We start from the raw sequence: 19402 nt of genomic DNA on the forward strand, positions 1-19402 counted from the left end.
GGCGTGCGGGCCTCATCCCTCGTCTGTCGGGCCGTCGTTGAGGCCCGGGCGCGCTTATAGCGTCAGGCGCCTTCCCGTGCCAGTTCTGCAATCGCCAGCCGCAGCGCGTCGATGCCGGCCCCCTTCTCCGAGGAGGTCGCGAGCACCACCGGGTAGGCGGCGGGGTTGCGGCGGGCTTCCGCCTCGGTCTCCGCCAGGACGCGGGCCTGGTCGGTGCCTTTCAGCTTGTCGATCTTGGTCAGCACGACCTGGTAGGAGACAGCCGCCTCGTTCAGCATGCCCATGATCTCGCGGTCGTTGGCCTTGACGCCGTGGCGGGCGTCGATCAGCAGGAAGACGCGCCTCAGTTGCGGGCGGCCGCGCAGGTAGAGGCGCACAAGGCGCGTCCACGCCTCGACCTTCGCCTTGGGCGCCTTGGCGAAGCCATAGCCCGGCATGTCGATCATCAACAGCCGGCCGCCCATGTCGAACACATTGAGCTCCTGTGTCCGGCCCGGCGTGTTGGATGTGCGTGCCAGTGTACGCCGCTGGGTCAGTGCGTTGATCAGGCTCGACTTGCCGACGTTCGAGCGGCCGGCGAACGCGATCTCCGGCAGTGCGCCGCCGGGAAGGGCGCCGAGGTCGACGACGCCCTTCACGAAGCTGACGTCCTGCGTGGTCAGCCGGCGCGCCTCGGCCAATGCCTCGGCGTCGTCCGGCTCCTGCGCCCCGTCGGGATCGGCGGGGGCGGCCATCAGTCCTTCGGCTGCGACTTTGAGCCGGCGTAGAACTCCAGCGGCACGCCCATGCGCTTCATGATGACGCCCTGTTGAATGATCGACAGCAGGTTGTTCCACGTCCAGTAGATCACCAGGCCCGCCGCGAAGGGCGCGAGCACGAACGTGAAGATCACGGGCAGGAACAGGAACACCTTGGCCTGCGTCGGATCGGCCGGCGGCGGGTTCAGGCGCTGCTGCACGAACATGGTGACGCCCATCAGCAGCGGCCAGACACCGATCATCAGGAAGCTCGGCGGATCCCACGGGATCAGGCCGAACAGGTTGAAGATCGTGGTCGGATCGGGGGCGGACAGGTCCTGGATCCAGCCGAAGAAGGGTGCGTGCCGCATCTCGATGGTGACGAACAGCACCTTGTAGAGCGCGAAGAACACCGGGATCTGGACGAGGATCGGCAGGCAGCCTGCGAGCGGATTGACCTTCTCGGTCTTGTACAGCTCCATCATCGCCTGCTGCTGCTTCATCTTGTCTTCGGCGTAGCGGTCCCGGATCTTCAGCATCTCCGGTTGCAGCTTCTTCATCTTCGACATGGCGACGTAGGACTTGTTCGCCAGCGGGAAGAACAGAAGCTTCACGAGGACGGTCAGCAGCAGGATGGCCACGCCGAAGTTGCCGACCAGCGCAAAGAGCCAGTCGAGCACGTAGAAGATCGGCTTCGTCAGGAAGAAGAACCAGCCCCAGTCGATCGTCAGGTCGAAGCGGTCGATTCCCAGCTGTTCCTCGTAGGCGTTGATCGTCTGCACGATCTTGGCGCCGGCAAACAGGTGGTCGGTCACGGCCGCGGTGCCGCCGGCCGGCACGACCATTCCGTCGCGGATGTAGTTCGCCTGGTAGACCGGCCGGTTGGCGCTTTCGGCGTACTTGAATTCCCCCGTGAAGCGCTCCGACTGGTCGGGGACGAGTTGCGTCATCCAGTACTTGTCGGTGATGCCGAGCCAGCCGCCCGTGGTCTCCACGCGCCGGGTCTTTTCCTCCGCGATGTCGGAGTAGTCGATCTCGAGCAGCGACCCGCCGAGCACGCCGATCAGGCCCTCGTGCAGGATGTAGAAACCTTCGGTCACCGGCTCGCCGACGCGGCGGATCAGGGCATAGGGGAAGAGCGTCACATCCTCCGCACCGGTGTTCTGCACAGATTGCTCGACCGTGAACAGGTACTGGTCGTCGACGCTGATCGTCCGGCGGAAGACGAGACCCTGGCCGTTGTCCCAGCCCAGCACCAGCGGCTGGCCGGGGGCGAGCGTCTCACCCTCGACCACGGTCCACGGGGTATCGGGGCCGGGGGTGGCGATCCCGCTGCCGGGGGCGACCTGCCAGCCGAACTGGGCGAAATAGGGTGCTTCGGAGCCCTGCGGCGACAGCAGCACGATATTGGGGGAGTCCGGGTCCACCGTCTCGCGGTAGTTCTTCAGCGCGAGGTCGTCGATCCGCGCGCCGGTCAGCGCGATCGAGCCCTTGAGCGTCGGGGTGTCGATGGCGACCCGCGCGCTCCGCGCCAGCGCATCGGCGCGCGGCAGGGCAATGGCTCCGCCGGTCCCGACGTTGGGGGTGGATGTCCCTGCCGCACCCGGCGTCGGCCGCAGCGCATCGGCGGCGTCGCCGCCCGCGGCCTGCTGCTGCGCGATGCGGGCCTGTTCGGCCTCCATCTGCGGTTTCGCGACGAAGTACTGCCACGCGATGAGCACGAGGAAGGACAATGCGAACGCGAGGATGAGGTTGCGATTGTCGCCCATGAAGCCTTTTCTCGGTCAGGAAAGTTCCGGCGCCCGCGTTTTAGGCGCGGGGGCGGCGGGGTGCAAACGGTTTCGGTCCTCGGTGCCCGTCTCGTGCGGCACGGTGTCGCCCTCGTTCCGACAACAGGTGTGGCCGGTGCGGGGCGGAACCGGGTCGAACGCCCAGCCGCCGGGCAGCCGCGTGAACGGGTGGCAGCGCGCAAGCCGCCGCGCCGCCAGCGCGGTGCCGCGGACCGGGCCATGAAGCTTCAGCGCCTCGACTGCATATTCCGAGCAGCTCGGCGCAAACCGGCAACGCGGACCGATCAGCGGCGAAATCAGGTAGCGGTAGACGAGAATCGGCGCGATCAGCACGGTGGTGCCGATGCGCGAAGCCAGATGTCCCAAGCCTGACGCCATGTCCGTGTTCTCTTTGGCTGGCAGCGGATCAGTCCGGACGGGCCGGAGCGGGGTCGCGAGCGGGGTCGCGGTCGAGGCGGCGATGCACGCGGGACAGCGCTTCCTCCAGGTCGGCACGCAACAGGGCGAAGTCGCGATCCGGCGTCGTTCCGCGGGCTATCAGAACATAGGCGATGCCGGGGCGGCCGCAACGGGCGATCAGGTCGTCGGCGAGAACGCGCAGACGCCGCTTGGCGCGGTTGCGCTGAACCGCGCCGCCAACCTTGCGGCTCGCGGTGAAGCCGACCCGCGGACCATCGGGTGGCGAGAGGTCCGTGCGGGCCTGCAAAACGAGACCCGGCGCCGCCCATCGGACGCCGCCGGCCACATGCTTGAAATCGGCACGTCGTTTCAGGCGCGGAAGCACGCGCGCCCGAAGTCGGCTCAGGCCGACAGCCGCTTGCGGCCCCGGGCACGGCGCAGCGCCAGCACCTGCCGGCCGCCGCGGGTCGCGCTGCGTGCGCGGAAGCCGTGCCTGCGCTTGCGAACGAGCTTGCTCGGCTGATAGGTGCGCTTCACGGGTCTGCTCCATCATCTGTCTGGCGTCGCGGCGGGCACGGGCCATCTCATGCCCCGGCAGCGCGGACGCGCAAAAGCCTCACGAAAGTTGAACGCGGGCTATACGGGCGAGGGTGCGCATTGTCAATGCCTCAGCGGCCCGGCGGGGCCGGTCGCGCCGGCTCGTCGTTCACCGTGGATCACGTTTCCTTTATCTTGCGGGGGCGACGCTGGTTTCCTGCCCTGCAATACCGCACATAAGTCGAAGCGGGGCGTCGTCGCCCTCGCGCGGTCCGATCGGGGTTCGTTTCAGTCCGGGGGTTTTGCATGGGCAGGATGAAGGAGCAGGACATGGATGGACGCAGCCTGGCCGCCCGCGAACGCAAGGCGCCGGGCGTGGCGGTTGCGCCTGCCCGCGGTGCGCTCGCCCGGTTATGGCCGCTTGCCGTCCTGGGGGTGGGGCTGCTCCTCTTCTTCGCGCTGGGCGGCCCGTCCTATGTCTCTTTCGACACGCTGCGTGAGAACCGGGCGGATCTCATCGCCTGGCGGGCGGAGCACGGGGTTCTGGCGGCTTTCGCCTATGTGGCTCTATATGCGGCTGTCACGGCCTTCTCGCTGCCGGTCGCCTCGGTCCTGACCCTGACGGGCGGGTTCCTGTTCGGCTGGTTCTGGGGCGGTCTCTGGACAGTGACGGGGGCCACCCTTGGCGCCGCGGTGCTGTTCCTCGCCGCCCGGACGGCGCTCGGCGAGACCCTGAAAGCGCGGGCAGGGCCGTTCCTGAAGCGGTTCGAGGCCGGCTTCCGGCGCGACATGTGGAGCTATCTGTTCATCCTGCGGCTCGTGCCGGTCTTTCCGTTCTGGCTGGTGAACCTCGCGCCTGCCTTCCTGGGCGTGCCGCTTCATGCCTTTCTGGTCACGACCTTCCTGGGCATCCTGCCCGGCTCGTTCGTGTTCGCGTCGGTCGGGGCGGGGCTCGGGGCGGTGTTCGACCGGGGCGAGGATCCCGACCTCTCCGGCATCCTGACCGATCCGGCGGTCTTCCTGCCGATCCTGGCGCTGATCGCGCTGGCGCTGGTACCCGTCGTCTACAAGCGCCTCGTGCGCCGGCCGGGACTGCCTCAATGAGCCGGACCGTGGAGACCGACATCTGCGTCATCGGTGCTGGCTCTGGCGGGCTCTCCGTGGCGGCGGGGGCGGCGCAGATGGGCGCGCGCGTCGTGCTCGTCGAGAAGGGGGAGATGGGCGGCGACTGCCTGAACTACGGCTGCGTCCCGTCCAAGGCGCTGCTGGCAGCCGGCAAGCACGCCCACGCGATGCGCCATGGCGCGGCTTTCGGGATCGCGCCCCTCGAACCGCAGGTCGATTTCGCCGCCGTGCGCCAGCACGTGCACGGCGTCATCGCCGCCATCGCGCCGCACGACAGCCAGGAGCGGTTCGAGGGCCTCGGCGTCACCGTTATCCGCGAGGCCGCACGGTTCGCGGGACCTCGCACGGTGCAGGCGGGAGAGACCCGGATCGAGGCGAAATACGTGGTGGTGGCGACGGGCTCCTCGCCCTTCGTTCCGCCGATCGAGGGGCTGGACGGGGTTCCCTATTTCACCAACGAGACGATCTTCGGCAACGACGTCCGGCCTGAACATCTGATCGTCGTCGGCGGCGGTCCCATCGGGATGGAAATGGCGCAGGCGCACCGGCGGCTGGGATCGCAGGTAACCGTGCTCGAGGGGATGCGCGCGCTCGGCAAGGACGATCCGGAAGCGGCAGCCATCGTTCTCGACCGTCTGCGCGGCGAAGGCATCGACATCCGGGAGCAGGCGAAGGTCGTCCGCGTCGCCCCCGTGGCCGAAGGCGTCGCCGTGACGGTCGAGCGGAACGGCCGCGAGGAGACCGTGACCGGCAGCCACCTGCTCGTCGCGGTCGGGCGGAAGGCGAACGTCGAGGGACTGAACCTCGAAGCCGGCAATGTCGCCTACGACCGGCGCGGCATCTCGGTCGACTCGCGGCTGCGCTCCACCACCAACAGCCGCGTCTTCGCCATCGGGGACGTGGCGGGCCAGCTTCAGTTCACGCATGTCGCGGGCTACCACGCGGGCATCGCGATCCGGAACATGCTGTTCTGGCTGCCGGCCAAGGCCAGCATGCGCGCCATGCCCTGGGCAACCTACACCGACCCGGAACTGGCCCATGTCGGCATGGCGGAGGCCGAGGCGAAGAAGGCGCACTCCGACGCATCCGTGCTGCGCTGGACCTTTAAGGAGAACGATCGCGCGCAGGCCGAACGGCGCACGGAGGGGATCATCAAGGCCGTCGTGCGGGGCAATGGCGAAATCCTGGGTGCGACCGTCGTCGGGCCGCATGCTGCCGATCTTCTGCTTCCATGGGTGCTTGCGGTGGAGAAGCGCATGAAGATCGGTACGCTGGCCGGGCTCACCGCGCCCTATCCCACCCTCGGCGAGGTGTCGAAACGTGTTGCGGGCAGCTATTATACGCCGAAACTGTTCAGCGACCGGACTCGGAGGCTTGTCCGCTTCCTGATGCGCTGGTCCTGAGAAGGGCGGCAAGCGGGGACACCACATGGCCGACATCCGCGTGCCCGGTGCGCCCGCGCCGGGCCTCAGCCTGATCCGCGGTCTGTCCGGGCGGCTGCTGCTTCTGACCGTGCTGTTCGTCATGCTGGCGGAGGTTTTCGTATTCGCGCCGTCGGTCGGCCGCTTCCGGCTGACCTATCTGGCCGACCGGCTGGAGGCGGCGCAGATCGCGGGGCTCGTCCTGGAGGCCGCGCCCGGGGCCGCGGTCTCCGCCGCGCTGAAGGAGGAGCTGCTGATGAGCGCGGAGGTCGTGTCGGTGGCGATTCGCCGGCCGGGCCGTCCCGTCCTCATGTTGATGGCCGAAGGACACCCGCCGCACGAGGCGACCTATTCCATCGGCAGCGCCGGCTTCTTCAGCTCGATCGCCGATGCTCTGCGTGCGCTTGCCGGGCCGCCGCGCGTCATCATGGCGACGGGACCCGCGGCTTTCGGAGAGGGCTCGGTCGAGATCGTGATGAGCGAGGCGCCGATGCGCGCGGCGATGATCGACTATGGTCTGCGCATCCTTGGGCTTTCGATCCTCATCTCGCTGTTCACCGCGGCGCTGGTCTTCCTCAGCCTGTACCTGCTGCTTGTGAAGCCCTTGCGGCGGATCACCGAGAACCTGACAAGCTTCCGGGACAACCCCGAGGATGCGTCCCGCGTCATCGTCCCGCGCCACGGTCCCGACGAGATCGCGCAGGCCGAGCGGGAGCTTGCCGGCATGCAGGCCGACGTGCGCGCAGCGCTGAAGCAGAAGGACCGCCTGGCGGCGCTGGGCCTCGCGGTCGCCAAGATCAACCACGACCTCCGTAACATCCTTGCGAGCGCTCAACTGGTCTCCGACCGCCTTGCGGTGAGCACCGACCCGGGCGTGCAGCGCATTGCCCCGCGTCTGGTTGCTGCCATCGACCGGGCCATCGCCCTTTGCACCAATACGCTGCGTTACGGCCGGGCCGAGGAGCGTGTGCCCGAACGGCGCCGCATCCGGCTCAGCGCGCCGCTCCGCGACATTGCATCGGTGCTGGCGCTTGCCGAACATCCGGCCATCCGCTGGCGGGTGGACGGGCTCGACGACTTCCCGGTCTATGCCGATCCGGAGCACCTGTTCCGCATCCTGATCAATCTCGTGCGCAATGCGATGCAGGCGCTGGAGGACTTTGGCGGTCCGGGCGAAATCGCAGTGACGGCGCGGCGCAGGCCCGGTCATGTCGAGATCGACGTGGCCGACACGGGGCCCGGCGTGCCGGAAACGGCCCGTGCGCATCTCTTCGGGGCCTTCGTCGGTTCGGCGCGTGCCGGCGGCTCAGGCCTCGGCCTTGCGATCGCGCGCGAGCTTGCGCGTGGCCACGGCGGCGACGTTGTCCTGCACCGCACGGGGCCGGAGGGAACGGTCTTCCGGGTGACGCTGCCGGACTGAGGTATCCTGCTCGCTTGTTGTGCGACGCAACATGAATGCCTATCCTCAATGTCGGATGCCAAGAGAGGATGCGGTCCATGGCCAAGGTCATCACCATCGCGCAGCAGAAGGGCGGGGCCGGCAAGACCTCGCTCGCCGCGCACCTGGGCGCGCATTGGGCGCGCAAGGGCAAGCGCGTTGCATTGCTCGATCTCGACCCTCAGCAGAGCCTCAGTGCCTGGTTCTCGATGCGGCAGGACCTTGGACACGACACCGGGCATCTGACACTGCGCCCGTCCTCGGGCTGGCGGGCGACGACCGAGGTGCGGCGCCTCGGCGAGGAAGCGGACGTGATCCTGATCGATTGCCCGCCGCACGCCGAGACCTCGGGCCGGGTGGCGATCCGGTCGGCCGACCTGGTCGTCGTGCCGTGCCAGCTGTCGCCGATGGATATCTGGGCCTCGCGCCCGACGCTCGAGATGGTGGAGAAGGAAGGCCGGCCCGCCCTCCTCGTGCTGAACCGCGTGCCGCCGCGCGGGAAGCTGGCGGACGAGCTGCGCGCGCGCATGGCGAAGGATGAGCTGCCGCTTGCCAGGGCCTCCCTCGGCAACCGCATGGGTTTCGCCGCGAGCCTGATGGACGGCCTCGGCGTGTCGGAGGCGGAGCCGCGCTCCAAGGCCGCGCGGGAGATCGCCGCGCTGGCCACCGAGATCCTGCGCAAGTCGGGCTGAGCGCTCCCGGGCTCCCTGCTTAGTCCCCCAGCGCCACGCCCTCCCGCCTCCGGTCCGCGGCCCCGGTCAGCGTCCCGTCCGTGCCGATGGCGATGGCGTGCAGGCCGCTGGTCATCTCCACGACCCTGACCTCGTGACCCTTCGATTCCAGAGCGGGGGCGAGCGCCTCTGCCGCCGTGCCGGCCTCGAGGTCCGTCGCGCCGTTTCGGTTGACAACATGCGGCAGGTCGAGCGCGGCCTGCGGGTCGAGATCCCAATCGAGCACGCCGAGCAGCGCGCGCAGCGTGTAGCCGGGAATCCGGCTTCCGCCGGGCGAACCCACCGCCAGCACAGGCTTGCCTGCCTCGTCGAACGCGATGGTCGGCGACATGGATGACCGCGGGCGCTTGCCGGGCTGGACGGCGTTCGCCACGACCCGGCCATCGGCATCGAGCGGCCGGAACGAGAAATCGGTCAGCTGGTTGTTCAGCAGGAACCCTCCCACCATCAGGTGGCTGCCGAACCGGAACTCGACGCTCGTGGTCATGGACACGACGTTCCCGTCTGCGTCGACCGCGACGAGGTGCGATGTCGAGGGCACGTCGAAGCCCGCGCCCGGCACGAGGTCCGCCCGGTCCAGCGGGCGCCCGGCGGTGGCCTTGCCCATGCTCGCGTCGACGCTGATCAACGCGGAGCGGCGGGCGAGATAGCCCCGGTCGAGCAGCGCGTCGACCGGCACCTCGACATAGTCCGGGTCGGCAACGTAGAGGTTGCGGTCTGCGAAGGCGAGGCGGCCTGCCTCCGCGATCAGGTGCGCTGTCTCTGCCGACACGGGATCGAGCGCGGCAAGATCGAAGCGTTGCAGCACCCCCAGCATCTGCAGCACGGCAATACCGCCGCTCGTCGGGGGCGGCATGCCGCAGACGCGATGCGCGCGGTAGGGGGCGCACACCGCCTCGCGCAACACGGGCCGGTAGGCCGCCATGTCCGACATCTCCAGCCGGCCGGGGTTCCCCACGTCTCCCTGGACCGCCGCGACGATCTTGCGTGCGATTTCGCCCTCGTAGAAGGCACGCGGCCCCTTCTCGGCAATCTGGCTCAGCGTGTCGGCGAGCGCGGCGTTGCGCAGAACGTGCCCGACGGGAAGCGGGTCGCCCGTCGCATCCAGGAAATAGGTCGCCGCAGCGGTGCGCGAGGCGATCAGGTCGCGTCCCGCGACAATCGCGTCATGCAGGCGCTGGCTGACCTCGAAACCGCTGCGCGCAAGCCGGATGGCCGGCTGGAACAGGTCGGCCCAGGGCAGGTTTCCCTGCCGCTCGTGGGCTGCGGCCAGCATGGCGAGCGCGCCCGGCACGCCGACGGCACGTCCGCCGACAAGGGCGTCGAAGAACTTCAGCGGTTGTCCCTGATCGTCGAGGAAGAGGTCGGGCGTCGCAGCTTCCGGTGCCTTCTCGCGGCCGTCCCAGGCGTCGAGCGCGCCGTCCTGCGCAGACCAATGGAGCAGGAAGGCCCCGCCGCCGATACCGGAGGATTGCGGTTCGACCAGGGTCAGCACCATCTGCATGGCGACTGCAGCGTCCACCGCGCTCCCGCCTGCACGCAGGATCTCGCGCCCGGCCTCGGCGGCGTGCGGGTTCGCGGCGGCGACCATCTGCGTCTGCGCGGTGACCGGCGCACGGACATCGCGCGCGTGCGCCGACCCGAGCAGCAGGAAGGCTGCGGCAATGCCGGCGGCGAGATGGCCGATGACGGCGAATAGGCGTGAATGGGTCATGTGCAAGGCGTTCCTTTCCGTTCTGCCCGGCGGGGGGCTCGTCGCAGAAGTCAGGACGGGTATAGTGCCTTGATCTGACCGTCATTGCGAGGGATGGGCGAACATGGCCGTGACCACGGGACCGCGGAACCTGCTGACCGACGTCGCCGGGCTGAAGGTGGGCAATGCGGAGGATCTCGCCGTGCGGACGGGTGTCACCGCCATTCTGCCGGACACGCCCGTGACGGCTGCCGTGGATGTGCGTGGCGGCGCGCCCGGCACGCGGGAGACCGATGCGCTCGACCCATCGGCGCTGGTCGACAAGGTGCATGGGATCGTGCTCTCCGGCGGCTCGGTCTACGGTCTCGATGCGGCGTCGGCGGCGGTGAGCTGGCTTGGTGCGCGCGGTGTCGGTTATGCCGTCCTGCCGCCGCCCGTGCCGCCCGCGCCGGTGGTGCCGGGCGCGATTCTCTTCGATCTCGCAAACGGTGGCGACAAGGCGTGGGGGAGCGAACCGCCCTACCGCCGCCTCGGTATCGCTGCGTGCGAGGCGGCGGGCGTCGATTTCGCACTGGGAAGCGCGGGGGCGGGGGCGGGCGCCATGGCGGGGACGCTGAAAGGCGGGCTCGGAAGCGCGTCGCTGGTGCTCGACGACGGGACGACGGTGGCGGCCCTGATCGCGGGCAATCCCGTGGGCAGCGCTGTAATTCCGGGCACGCGGCACTTCTGGGCCTGGCCGCATGAGCGCGAGGGAGAGTTCGGCGGCCTCGGCGCGCCTGAGGGCGTTGCAGTGCCCGTACCGTCGCTGCCGGACGATACCAAGCTCGGCCAGATCTCGCGTCCGGGCGCCGCAACCGTCATCGGCGTGGTCGCGACCGACGCGGACCTGACACCGGCGGAAGCACGGCGCCTTGCCATGCAGGCGCACAGCGGCCTCTCCGCGGCCGTCTGGCCTGCGCACACGCCGCTCGACGGCGACACGCTGTTCGCGCTGGCCACGGGCGCACGGCCCCTGGGCGAGGCGCGCGCGGTCAGGCTTGCGGCGCTCGGTGCGGCGGCCGCGGCGTGCGTCGCCCGCGCCCTTGCCCGGGGCGTTTACGAGGCCCGTGCATTGGGACAAGAGCGTGCCTGGCGCGACCTTTCAGGGGCGTGAGCGAAAAGCTGCCGATAGGGCTTGCAACACGCACGAGGGGGCGCTAGTTTCCGCGCCCGTCCGGTAACGGACCTGCGCACCGGTAGCTCAGCTGGATAGAGCACCAGACTACGAATCTGGGGGTCGGGAGTTCGAATCTTCCCCGGTGCGCCATTTTCCGCATATCACGCAGAGCGGCGAAGGCCTTGTCCGCGAAGCGGTCACGACCGCCATTTCCGGAGAGTCAGTCCGAGTTGGTCGAGACCCGCCGTTGACGCGGTCCCGATGGAATGACGCGAACTCGCCGGGAGCGGACGTTAGCCAGTCATCAACAGCTGACCCTCGCGAATGTTCGCAAGCCGCGTCTCGAAGTCACTGATTGGAACCGTCTCGCGGATGGGATCGATCCATTCGCTATCCACGTCGCCGGAGTAGAAGTGCAACAGCAACCCCGCATGTTTGACGCCGGGCGTAGCGAGCAAGTCAGCGATGATACGGGACCAAAGGGTAAGACTATCCGGCGTGTTGGCGTGTCGTCGTTCGCCGGCCCGATCATCCATCCTCGCGCGGTCGCTAAGCCAGCGATCAATCTTCGCTTGAGACCAACCCTTCTTCGCGAGTTGCATGGCCTTCTTGGTTGGTTTGCCAGTGCTGTCGATGACCATCGCCGCTAGCGCGGTTCCGCAGTCGCAGTGACCAACAGTCGTTAGGAACTGCGCTTCTCCAGGAAAGAGCACGCCACGTACTGATGCATTGCTGAGTGGCTTCGCTTGGCGACCATGCCGACGAAGAACCCCGTCTATCGTCACGGCGTCCGACCCTTGGACCACTAAGGTGATGAAATGGCACATAGAATTAACGTAGCACAGATGGGCCAATTTCTGCTACGGGCCAAACTCAACCTGCGGACGATCTCAAGAATGACAACCGGGCCCGTATTGCTGCTGCCGAGGAGAAACGGAAGACGCTTGGCCGAACGGATCTGCCGGTAATCCCAGTGGACTGCGGCGGACGTTCTCGGGGGAAACCCGCCTGATACAATGCGGCTGACCTTGGCGTGGTTTTCGGGGCGCCGCGGAAGATGATCGCCCATTGCTCCCTCCGCGCAAGCGGGCAATTGTCAACCGTCGGCTCTGGCTTCAGCTGGATGAGTGCCGGGGGTCACAGCAATCCAGTACCGATGCGCCATTTTTTGCGTTAACTTTCGGTACAGCAATTTGCTGCCCATCAGGGGGCATTCAAGTGGTCGAGCAGCTTGATCCCATTATTGAGGCGTTCGACCTTCTGGAAACAGGTCTGGCGGTCTTTGACAAAAGACTTCAACTGGTCAGATGCAATCCGGCATTTCGGACGCTGCGGCGATACCCTGACGACCTCTGCCGTCCGGGTATCGCACTCGAAGACCTGCTGCGCTTCAACGCGCAGCGCGGCGATTTTGGTGCAGGTTCTGTCGACGGGCTCGTCAGCGAACGCCTGGGAGAGATAAGGCGGACGGATCGGCGCGATATCGAACAACGAATGGCGGACGGTCAGGTTCTGCGCATCCGCTACCGACGGTCTCCGTCAGGGGCGCTCGTCGTCGCGATGGAGGACACGACGGAAACCAGTCAGGCTGAACGGGCCCTTGCTGCGAGCGAGGAGCGTTATTCCCTCGTCACCCGGGCGACCAGTGACGGCATCTATGACTGGAATGTCGCGGAAGACCTGCTTTTCGTCTCGGATCATCTTCGCGTGATGATGGAATTCGACGCCGGGCTCAAGGGCTCCAGGGCTTGGGCCGACCGGGTTCACCCGGATGACAAGGCCCTTTATGCGCAGGCCATGCGGGATCACTTCCGCGGCGACGCGGAAGCGCTCGACTGCGAATATCGCCTGCTATACGCGGACGGCGGATACCGATGGATCCATGACCGGGGCGTTGGGGTCAGAGACGAAAGCGGGCGGGTAAAGCGACTTGTCGGGGCGGTTCGTGACGTCACGGAGCTTCGCCAGCGGGAGGCGGAGGTCAAGGCAGCCAGTATCCGTTTCGAGGAAGCCATAGAGGCGGTTTCGACCGGCTTTGCGCTCTGGGATGCAGATGACCGGCTGATCGTCTGCAACTCGCGGTACCGCCTTTACTTCGAGCAATTGAGCGACATCGCCGCTCCCGGGATCAGGTTCGCTGACCTGATGGCAGTCGCATTGGCGCGGGGCATCTTCCCGGGCCACGAGAACGATCCCGCGGGCTTCCTGCAGGAAACCTTCGCACGCCGGGCGCGGGCGGACGGTCTGCCGCGGGAACAGCGCCTTGTCGGTGGTCTTTGGCTCCAGGTTACCGATCACCGTACCGCCGATGGGGGCCTTGTCTCCATCTACAGCGATGTCACATCCCTCAAGGAGAGGGAGGCGGAAAGCCGGCGCGACAAGGAAGCCGCCGAAGCTGCCCTGGCGGAACTTCAGCGCGCGCAGGCACAGCTTATCCAGGCAGAGAAGATGGCGAGTCTCGGCCAGCTGACCGCAGGAATCGCTCACGAGATCAAGAACCCGCTGAACTTCGTCAATAATTTCTCCAGGCTGTCAGCCGAGATGATGGATGAGCTTTCCGAGCTTCTGGCGGAGCCCATCTCCACGCTGCCGGAGGAGCCTCGCGCCGATGCGAACGATCTGATCGGAACGGTTGTAGGCAATCTGCGCAAGATCGACGAGCACGGCCGCCGCGCGGACAGCATCGTCAAGAACATGTTGCTGCATGCCCGTTCAGGTGACGGCAAGCGCCAGCCAGTCGATGTCAACATGCTGGCCGAGGAGGCGATGGCACTCGCCTATCACGGCGCGCGCGCGGCGGACCCGGGCTTCAATCTGACGTTGGTTCGCGACTTCGATCCTGCCACGGGCAGCATCGAGGGGGAGCCGCAAGACCTGCAACGGGTCCTTATCAATCTTTGCGCCAACGGGATGTATGCCGCCGCGCGTCACGCGGCCGACGCAGGAGGCGAGGCCCGCCTCTCGGTCGCGACGCGGCGCGAGAACGACGAGGTCATTCTCGAGGTCCACGACAATGGCGCCGGTGTGCCCGCAGATGTGCGCGACAAGATCTTCCAGCCCTTTTTCACAACCAAGCCGACGGGCGAAGGGACGGGCCTCGGACTTTCCATGAGCTACGACATCGTCAGAAAGCACGGTGGCTTTCTTACCCTCGAAGAGGCGGTCGGAGGGGGAGCCCGTTTCAGGGTCGTGCTTCCTGCACGGGGAGCACACGCGAGCGGGGGGACACGCCGATGACCGGGGCAGTGCGCATTCTTGTCGTCGATGACGAGCCCGATATCGAGGCGCTGGTGACGCAGCGCTTCCGACGTGAGATCCGCAAGGGCGAGATGTCCTTCGTGTTCGCCCGCGACGGCGAAGAGGCCCTGAAGGTTCTCGATTCCGATCCCGAGGTGTTGATGGTCCTGTCTGACATCAACATGCCGCGGATGGACGGGCTGACGCTCCTTTCGCGCATCGGCGAGGCGCATCGCGACCTCCGAACGGTCGTTGTCTCAGCCTATGGCGACATGACGAACATCCGCACGGCGATGAATCGCGGGGCGTTCGACTTCCTGACCAAACCGATCGAATTCTCCGATCTCGATACGACCATCCGCAAGACGCTGAGCCACCTCGAGGAATATCGCGAGATGCAGCGCCGGCAAGCCGAGGCAGAGCTCTCGCGCGCCATTCTCGCCCGCTATTTCTCACCGAACATCGTGGCAAGCCTCTCCTCCCAGTCGGGTGGGTTCAAGCCACGGGGCGAGTGGCGCGAAGCGACGTTCCTGTTCACCGATCTGGCCGGGTTCACGCACCTCGTCGAAACGACATCCCCCGATGTCATCGGCGACCTGCTCAACGCCTACATCGACGGCATCGCCCGGATCGTGTTTGCCCACGACGGCACCATGATGAAGGTCATAGGCGACGCGATCCATGCTGCCTTCGGGGCGCCGGTCGCCCAGCCGGATCATGCCGAGCGCGCAGTAGCCTGCGCCCTGGATATCGACGAATTCGCAGAGGCCTATCGGGAGCATTGGCGGGCGCGAGGGATCGATCTGGGTGCCACGCGGATCGGCGTGAACTCGGGCAAGGCAATGATCGGAGACTTCGGAGGGGACGCCTTTTTCGACTATACGGCCTATGGCGATGCGGTGAACATCGCCTCGAGGCTCGAAGCCGCCAACAAGGTTCTGGGCACGCGGCTATGCGTGAGCCAGAACACCGTCGACAGGATCGCCGGCTTCACAGGCCGCCCAATCGGCCTGCTGCAATTGCCGGGCATGTCGGAGCCGGTGCCCGCTTACGAGCCGCTTGATCCGTCCCGGGCAGATTCCCCGGAGGTGGCCGCCTATACCAGCGCCTACGGTCTTCTTGCAGGAGGAGATACCTCCGCCCGCCAGGCGTTCGCAGCCCTGGTCGGCGCAGCGCCTGACGATCCTCTTACACTCTTTCATTTGCAGCGGACACTGGCAGGTGCGACAGGTATTCTGATCGATGCGGGCTGAAGACCGCTGCGGGAGCGATGTCAGAGGGAATTCATTTGATATCCTGCAGACGGGTCAGCGGTGGGGCTCAGTGGCGCTGCGGAAGACAATTCTTTCGGCAGATCAATGAAGTGTTGGCCCCAAGCCAGGCGCCAATGCCCCCAAGGGTCTCCCGGTTCATTCCTCTGACAATGCCAGTTCTTCTGACAAGCCCGGCATGTCAGTTTCCGTTACACCGTAGAAAGCGCAGAACCCATCAAAGATGGGCATTTATGAGCGCGGCAGACCTCGGTTCACAGTGTGGGTGTCGGATTGCTTTTCAGGTATGAGTTAGCAATGGCGCTCAAATCGCGATACGCAATTGAAAACAGAGGGGGGCGTACTTGGAACAAATTTTGCTTGCTCCTTACCCTTAAGACCTGCGCTGCGAGAAATCCAAGTGTGAGCCATGTTCGGAAAAGACCTAATTCGCTCAGTTTTAACCGCCCTCGGGCTTGTGTTTCTTTGCGCAGGTTCGGCGCACGCCGTGCCACTCGGCGCCAGCACGCAAGATAGCTCGTCCGTTTATCCATATGTCGGCAGCGTGTATTATGGAAGTTGGGGCTCCGGTATCCTCATCGCTCCGGACGTTGTTCTAACGGCCGGGCACGTAGTTGAAGAGGCTCTCTCCTATGCCGGCACGAGCGTATTCCTGACCGGTGTTGGGCCTTTCACCACCACACCGCCGGAAACAGCCACATCTATAATTGGCGGGATTTTGCATCCGTCCTATGATCCTTCTGTATTTGGCGAAAACGATATCGGAATTTTGTTTCTCAGCGCCAATGTAAACCTTGCTCAATATAGCGTGCTTTTCGCCGAGCCCGCGAGTGGTCTGGGTGGGGAGGCGGCTTCTGTAGTGGGCTATGGCTTGAACCTGACGCGCCGCATAGGCTCGCTAGCCATCGATAGCGCGTATACAACCGACAATGCAATTTGGGCATTCGACAGTAGCATCCCAATGGTCGAAGGCGGGGACAGTGGAGGCGGTTTATTCGTGGAGCGTGGGGGTCAGCAATTATTGGCGGGAATTACCTCCTTCACAAGTATTTCAGCCCCTTATTATTCATATTTTGTATCAGTAAGTGGGTTCCGTGAATTCATCGACGGCAACGCCCCTCAAGCCCAATGGTATGGTGGTGCGAGGCCTGTCTCGGAACCGTCGGCTGTCGTCGTGTTTGGCCTCGCGATCATTGGCCTCCTCTCCGCAGCAGGCCGCCCTAGATCGCAATAGCTCGCATGCTCGACCGCCATTCAGTGGCCGAGAACGGGGTACAGCAGGCGCTCAAACTTTCTCGGCGATAGCGACCACCGGACGTACATCGTTGCCGGGAGGCGCATGACCTCCGGCGACCTCTTGAGATAGCGGAAGGGGCTGGGCATCAACCGTGGATAGGGATGCAGCTTGGCAGGCTCAACGGCTTTCCCTCTGACAAGCCCCATCCCCCGGCTTGGCACACCGTGGCGTTCCATCGGTAGAGAGATCAGGCTTCACGGCATCGCGCCCAGCCAATTGGCAATCGCCTTGCCGATCTCGGTGCCGCTGTCTTCCTGGATGAAGTGGCTGCCCTTGACAGTGACTTCCTTCTGGTTCTGCCAGCTCCGGCAGAAGTCGCGCGGGGCCCCGATCAGTATGGCACCGGGTTCGGCGTTGACGAAGAGCTTGGGCAGGTCGTTTTCGGCCATCCACGCTGAATAGTCGGACACGATGCCCACAACATCGGCGGGCTCTCCGGCGACGGGGATCTGGCGCGGCCAGGTCAGGGTCGGCCAGCGGTCTTCACGATTGGGGAATGGGCGCCGGTATTCGTCCTTCTCCGCCTCGGTCAAGTCCCGCAGGATCGAACCGACCAGCACCTTCTCGACAAAGAGATTTCGGTCGAGGATCAGTTCTTCGCCCTTGTCGGACCGGAAGCCCTGAAACAGCGGCGCGGCCTGGGGGTTGAACTCGGTCCAGTCGGCCAGGGGCTTCACGATGCCCTCCATATAGGCGATGCCCGCCACCGCGTCGCGGTGCCGGTTCGCCCAGTCGAACCCAAGCGCCGACCCCCAGTCGTGGATCACCAGAATGGCGTCTTCGGTCACGCCGACGGCATCAAGAAAGCCTTCGACGAAGCTGCGATGCGTCTGGAAGATGTAGGTGTCCGGGCCGGGATCGGGCAGCTTGTCTGAATCGCCCATGCCGATCAGGTCGGGGGCGATCAGGCGGCCAAGCCCGTCGCATTCGGCCATGACGTCGCGCCACAGGAAGGACGAGGTCGGGTTGCCGTGCAGGAGCACGATCGGACGTCCTTCGCCGCGTTCTACATAGGCCATCTGGCGGCCGTTCACCTTTACCTTGCGCTTCTGCGCAGCCCAGTCGTTGGTCATTGTGATCCTGCCTTGGCTGTCCACCGCGAGATCGTCCCTCGCATGGGTGTTGTCAGAGGAAAATCCGTTGCTCCTCCCGGGCGGTGTCCCTTGCCTCGGTGGTTGCCCAGCCCCTTCTGCTATTTCAAGGCATCGCCGGAGGTCATCCGCCTCTCGGTTAAGGATGTAGGTCCGGTTCCCGCTCTCGGCCAGGAACGTCGAAGACCTGCTCCACGAGCGAGAAATCGACATCGCCCAAGGAACGGTGCGGTTCTGGTGGAACCGCTCCGCGCCGGTGTTCGCCGGCTGAACGTGTCCGAATGAAGGGTTGACATCCGGATGTATTTCCTTCATAAAGCTTTGGTCGATATTTGCTTGCTGAGCTTTGATTATTGCGCGATTGAAATCGCGCCGTGAACGGATCTCCCTCTCAAAAATCGCTCGCTCCATCCGCCAGGTATTCGCCGGGCGGTCACTCAATACGCTATCAAGGGGTCCATCATGGCCACTGGCACAGTCAAATGGTTCAATTCCACCAAGGGCTTCGGCTTCATTCAGCCTGACAACGGCGGCGCGGATGCGTTCGTTCACATCTCCGCCGTGGAGCGCGCCGGAATGCGCGAGATCGTCGAAGGTCAGAAGCTCAGCTACGACATGGAACGGGACAACAAGTCGGGCAAGATGTCCGCTTGCAACCTCCAGGCAGCCTGAAACTGCTCTTGCCTTCCGTCGTCCACGGAATTCCCGGCACTGGCGGAAGCACGACACCAAGGAAGGTCAGGCGAATAGCCTGACCTTTTTTGTTGCCGCGCCGGCAAGGGCCCAACGAGTTAACCCGCCCATGACACCGACATACAGCAGGCCGCGTCGGCAGGCCGAAATTGCGTTTGCCAAGGCGCAATCGCAGTTCCTTGCGCGAAGCCCTACAGCAGACGTGGTCGACCCGATCGCGAAGACTCGCGAGGAAAAAACGTTGCGTCTGAGGACGGCACGCCTCGCCCGTGAACAGGAAGAGCGCTCGCGGGCGACCGCGGCCGCCTTTCCCGACAACACTCGAAACGGAACACAGAATTGAGAAAAACAAGAGAAAGCGACCTCTCCGATCGTCGTAGCGCGGCCGCCGACGCAAAGGCCGCTCAGCTTCGCGCGTTTCGTGCGGCACAGGAGGCCGCAGCGCCGACCCGGCTGGCGCGGCAGGAAGAACGTCTCGCCGTAGCTGTGGCGAGAGAAGAGCGCCGTGCGGAGCGTGACAGGATCAAGCGCGAGGAGCAGGCCCGCATTCAAGCCGAGGCCGCTGCACATCAAGCCGCCCTCGAAGCGGCCGCCAGGGCCGAAATCGAAGCGCGTGAGAAGGCTGAGAAGGATCGGATATCCCGTGTCATCGCGGACGAGGCCGCCAGGAAAGCCGAGCGCGACCGGCGCTATGCCAATCGCAAGGCGAGACAGCGCTGATCCCGACGGCGGTGCTGTCAGGACAAAATTACCTCATGGTCCGATAGGGACCCGGTACGCGGACTT

Annotated in this window: 19 protein-coding genes, 1 tRNA gene and 1 pseudogene; 13 read left to right on the forward strand and 8 right to left on the reverse strand. The window is 65.7% G+C overall.

Annotated elements, in window-relative coordinates; translation table 11 throughout:
• Positions 1-62: 62 nt before the first annotated feature.
• The 5 genes from yihA to rpmH are packed head-to-tail and all read right to left on the reverse strand — an operon-like array spanning position 63 to position 3463.
• A complete protein-coding gene (yihA, locus tag NJQ99_RS15210) occupies positions 63-734 on the reverse strand; it encodes a ribosome biogenesis GTP-binding protein YihA/YsxC (RefSeq protein ID WP_269333728.1) in 672 nt (223 codons plus the stop codon).
• A complete protein-coding gene (gene yidC / locus NJQ99_RS15215) occupies positions 734-2506 on the reverse strand; it encodes a membrane protein insertase YidC (RefSeq protein WP_269333729.1) in 1773 nt (590 codons plus the stop codon). The genes yihA and yidC overlap by 1 nt, the downstream gene beginning before the upstream one ends.
• 15 nt (positions 2507-2521) lie before the next feature.
• Positions 2522-2905, reverse strand: a complete 384-nt coding sequence (gene yidD, locus NJQ99_RS15220; RefSeq protein WP_331283355.1) for a membrane protein insertion efficiency factor YidD — start codon at positions 2903-2905, stop codon at positions 2522-2524.
• A 28-nt stretch (positions 2906-2933) separates the two neighbouring features.
• Positions 2934-3311, reverse strand: a complete 378-nt coding sequence (gene rnpA / locus NJQ99_RS15225; RefSeq protein ID WP_269333730.1) for a ribonuclease P protein component — start codon at positions 3309-3311, stop codon at positions 2934-2936.
• 17 nt (positions 3312-3328) lie between these two features.
• A complete protein-coding gene (rpmH, locus tag NJQ99_RS15230; RefSeq protein WP_269333731.1) occupies positions 3329-3463 on the reverse strand; it encodes a 50S ribosomal protein L34 in 135 nt (44 codons plus the stop codon).
• Positions 3464-3793: 330 nt separating this feature from the next.
• Between rpmH and NJQ99_RS15235 the strand changes: the two genes are divergently transcribed.
• The 4 genes from NJQ99_RS15235 to parA all read left to right on the forward strand — a co-directional run bounded on the left by NJQ99_RS15235 (position 3794) and on the right by parA (position 8139).
• Complete coding sequence (locus NJQ99_RS15235) at positions 3794-4567, forward strand: TVP38/TMEM64 family protein (protein WP_269333732.1); 774 nt, start codon at positions 3794-3796, stop codon at positions 4565-4567.
• Positions 4564-5991 (forward strand): dihydrolipoyl dehydrogenase family protein, encoded by a 1428-nt coding sequence (locus NJQ99_RS15240; RefSeq protein ID WP_269333733.1) that lies wholly within the window; start codon positions 4564-4566, stop codon positions 5989-5991. The genes NJQ99_RS15235 and NJQ99_RS15240 overlap by 4 nt, the downstream gene beginning before the upstream one ends.
• Positions 5992-6016: 25 nt before the next feature.
• On the forward strand, positions 6017-7429 hold the full coding sequence (locus NJQ99_RS15245; RefSeq protein WP_269333734.1) for a sensor histidine kinase: 1413 nt from the start codon (positions 6017-6019) through the stop codon (positions 7427-7429).
• Between the two features lie 77 nt (positions 7430-7506).
• Complete coding sequence (gene parA, locus NJQ99_RS15250; RefSeq protein WP_269333735.1) at positions 7507-8139, forward strand: ParA family partition ATPase; 633 nt, start codon at positions 7507-7509, stop codon at positions 8137-8139.
• Positions 8140-8158: 19 nt separating this feature from the next.
• On the opposite strand, the gene ggt is transcribed toward parA, so the two are convergent.
• On the reverse strand, positions 8159-9892 hold the full coding sequence (gene ggt / locus NJQ99_RS15255; protein ID WP_269333736.1) for a gamma-glutamyltransferase: 1734 nt from the start codon (positions 9890-9892) through the stop codon (positions 8159-8161).
• A 103-nt stretch (positions 9893-9995) separates the two neighbouring features.
• Between ggt and NJQ99_RS15260 the strand changes: the two genes are divergently transcribed.
• Entirely contained in the window at positions 9996-11024 is a 1029-nt protein-coding gene (locus NJQ99_RS15260; RefSeq protein ID WP_269333737.1) for a P1 family peptidase, read from the forward strand.
• 76 nt (positions 11025-11100) lie between these two features.
• A tRNA-Arg gene (locus tag NJQ99_RS15265) sits at positions 11101-11177 on the forward strand.
• 143 nt (positions 11178-11320) lie between these two features.
• Here NJQ99_RS15265 and NJQ99_RS15270 read toward each other — a convergent pair.
• On the reverse strand, positions 11321-11668 hold the full coding sequence (locus NJQ99_RS15270) for a hypothetical protein (RefSeq protein ID WP_269333738.1): 348 nt from the start codon (positions 11666-11668) through the stop codon (positions 11321-11323).
• 577 nt (positions 11669-12245) lie between these two features.
• Here NJQ99_RS15270 and NJQ99_RS15275 point away from each other — a divergent pair.
• The 3 genes from NJQ99_RS15275 to NJQ99_RS15285 all read left to right on the forward strand — a co-directional run bounded on the left by NJQ99_RS15275 (position 12246) and on the right by NJQ99_RS15285 (position 16769).
• Positions 12246-14264 (forward strand): PAS-domain containing protein, encoded by a 2019-nt coding sequence (locus NJQ99_RS15275; protein ID WP_269333739.1) that lies wholly within the window; start codon positions 12246-12248, stop codon positions 14262-14264.
• Complete coding sequence (locus NJQ99_RS15280; RefSeq protein WP_269333740.1) at positions 14261-15517, forward strand: adenylate/guanylate cyclase domain-containing protein; 1257 nt, start codon at positions 14261-14263, stop codon at positions 15515-15517. Before NJQ99_RS15275 ends, NJQ99_RS15280 begins: the two co-directional genes overlap by 4 nt.
• 427 nt (positions 15518-15944) lie before the next feature.
• Entirely contained in the window at positions 15945-16769 is an 825-nt protein-coding gene (locus NJQ99_RS15285; protein WP_269333741.1) for a trypsin-like serine protease, read from the forward strand.
• Between the two features lie 257 nt (positions 16770-17026).
• Here the strand turns inward: NJQ99_RS15285 and NJQ99_RS15290 are convergent, their stop codons facing one another.
• Positions 17027-17905, reverse strand: coding sequence for a haloalkane dehalogenase (locus NJQ99_RS15290; RefSeq protein ID WP_269333742.1), 879 nt, complete (start codon positions 17903-17905; stop codon positions 17027-17029).
• Between the two features lie 102 nt (positions 17906-18007).
• Here NJQ99_RS15290 and NJQ99_RS16400 point away from each other — a divergent pair.
• The 4 genes and pseudogenes from NJQ99_RS16400 to NJQ99_RS15310 all read left to right on the forward strand — a co-directional run.
• Positions 18008-18188 (forward strand): annotated as a pseudogene (locus tag NJQ99_RS16400) (IS6 family transposase); the annotation flags it as partial.
• Positions 18189-18385: 197 nt separating this feature from the next.
• Complete coding sequence (locus NJQ99_RS15300) at positions 18386-18595, forward strand: cold-shock protein (RefSeq protein ID WP_269333743.1); 210 nt, start codon at positions 18386-18388, stop codon at positions 18593-18595.
• A gap of 130 nt (positions 18596-18725) precedes the next feature.
• Positions 18726-18959, forward strand: coding sequence for a hypothetical protein (locus tag NJQ99_RS15305; protein ID WP_269333744.1), 234 nt, complete (start codon positions 18726-18728; stop codon positions 18957-18959).
• Positions 18956-19336 carry a DUF6481 family protein gene (locus tag NJQ99_RS15310; RefSeq protein WP_269333745.1) on the forward strand — a complete coding sequence of 127 codons (381 nt, stop codon included), beginning with the start codon at positions 18956-18958 and terminating at the stop codon, positions 19334-19336. Before NJQ99_RS15305 ends, NJQ99_RS15310 begins: the two co-directional genes overlap by 4 nt.
• Positions 19337-19402 lie beyond the last annotated feature (66 nt).

The organism is Futiania mangrovi (genome assembly GCF_024158125.1).
Classification (GTDB): Bacteria; Pseudomonadota; Alphaproteobacteria; order Futianiales; family Futianiaceae; genus Futiania; species Futiania mangrovi.

Bases quoted from the DNA above. Each gene is read 5' to 3' on its own strand.
- yihA (WP_269333728.1), bottom strand. From the start codon at position 734: ATGGCCGCCCCCGCCGATCCCGACGGGGCGCAGGAGCCGGACGACGCC.
- yidC (WP_269333729.1), bottom strand. From the start codon at position 2,506: ATGGGCGACAATCGCAACCTCATCCTCGCGTTCGCATTGTCCTTCCTC.
- yidD (WP_331283355.1), bottom strand. From the start codon at position 2,905: ATGGCGTCAGGCTTGGGACATCTGGCTTCGCGCATCGGCACCACCGTG.
- NJQ99_RS15235 (WP_269333732.1), top strand. From the start codon at position 3,794: ATGGATGGACGCAGCCTGGCCGCCCGCGAACGCAAGGCGCCGGGCGTG.
- NJQ99_RS15240 (WP_269333733.1), top strand. From the start codon at position 4,564: ATGAGCCGGACCGTGGAGACCGACATCTGCGTCATCGGTGCTGGCTCT.
- NJQ99_RS15245 (WP_269333734.1), top strand. From the start codon at position 6,017: ATGGCCGACATCCGCGTGCCCGGTGCGCCCGCGCCGGGCCTCAGCCTG.
- parA (WP_269333735.1), top strand. From the start codon at position 7,507: ATGGCCAAGGTCATCACCATCGCGCAGCAGAAGGGCGGGGCCGGCAAG.
- ggt (WP_269333736.1), bottom strand. From the start codon at position 9,892: ATGACCCATTCACGCCTATTCGCCGTCATCGGCCATCTCGCCGCCGGC.
- NJQ99_RS15260 (WP_269333737.1), top strand. From the start codon at position 9,996: ATGGCCGTGACCACGGGACCGCGGAACCTGCTGACCGACGTCGCCGGG.
- NJQ99_RS15270 (WP_269333738.1), bottom strand. From the start codon at position 11,668: ATGGTCATCGACAGCACTGGCAAACCAACCAAGAAGGCCATGCAACTC.
- NJQ99_RS15280 (WP_269333740.1), top strand. From the start codon at position 14,261: ATGACCGGGGCAGTGCGCATTCTTGTCGTCGATGACGAGCCCGATATC.
- NJQ99_RS15285 (WP_269333741.1), top strand. From the start codon at position 15,945: ATGTTCGGAAAAGACCTAATTCGCTCAGTTTTAACCGCCCTCGGGCTT.
- NJQ99_RS15290 (WP_269333742.1), bottom strand. From the start codon at position 17,905: ATGACCAACGACTGGGCTGCGCAGAAGCGCAAGGTAAAGGTGAACGGC.
- NJQ99_RS15300 (WP_269333743.1), top strand. From the start codon at position 18,386: ATGGCCACTGGCACAGTCAAATGGTTCAATTCCACCAAGGGCTTCGGC.
- NJQ99_RS15305 (WP_269333744.1), top strand. From the start codon at position 18,726: ATGACACCGACATACAGCAGGCCGCGTCGGCAGGCCGAAATTGCGTTT.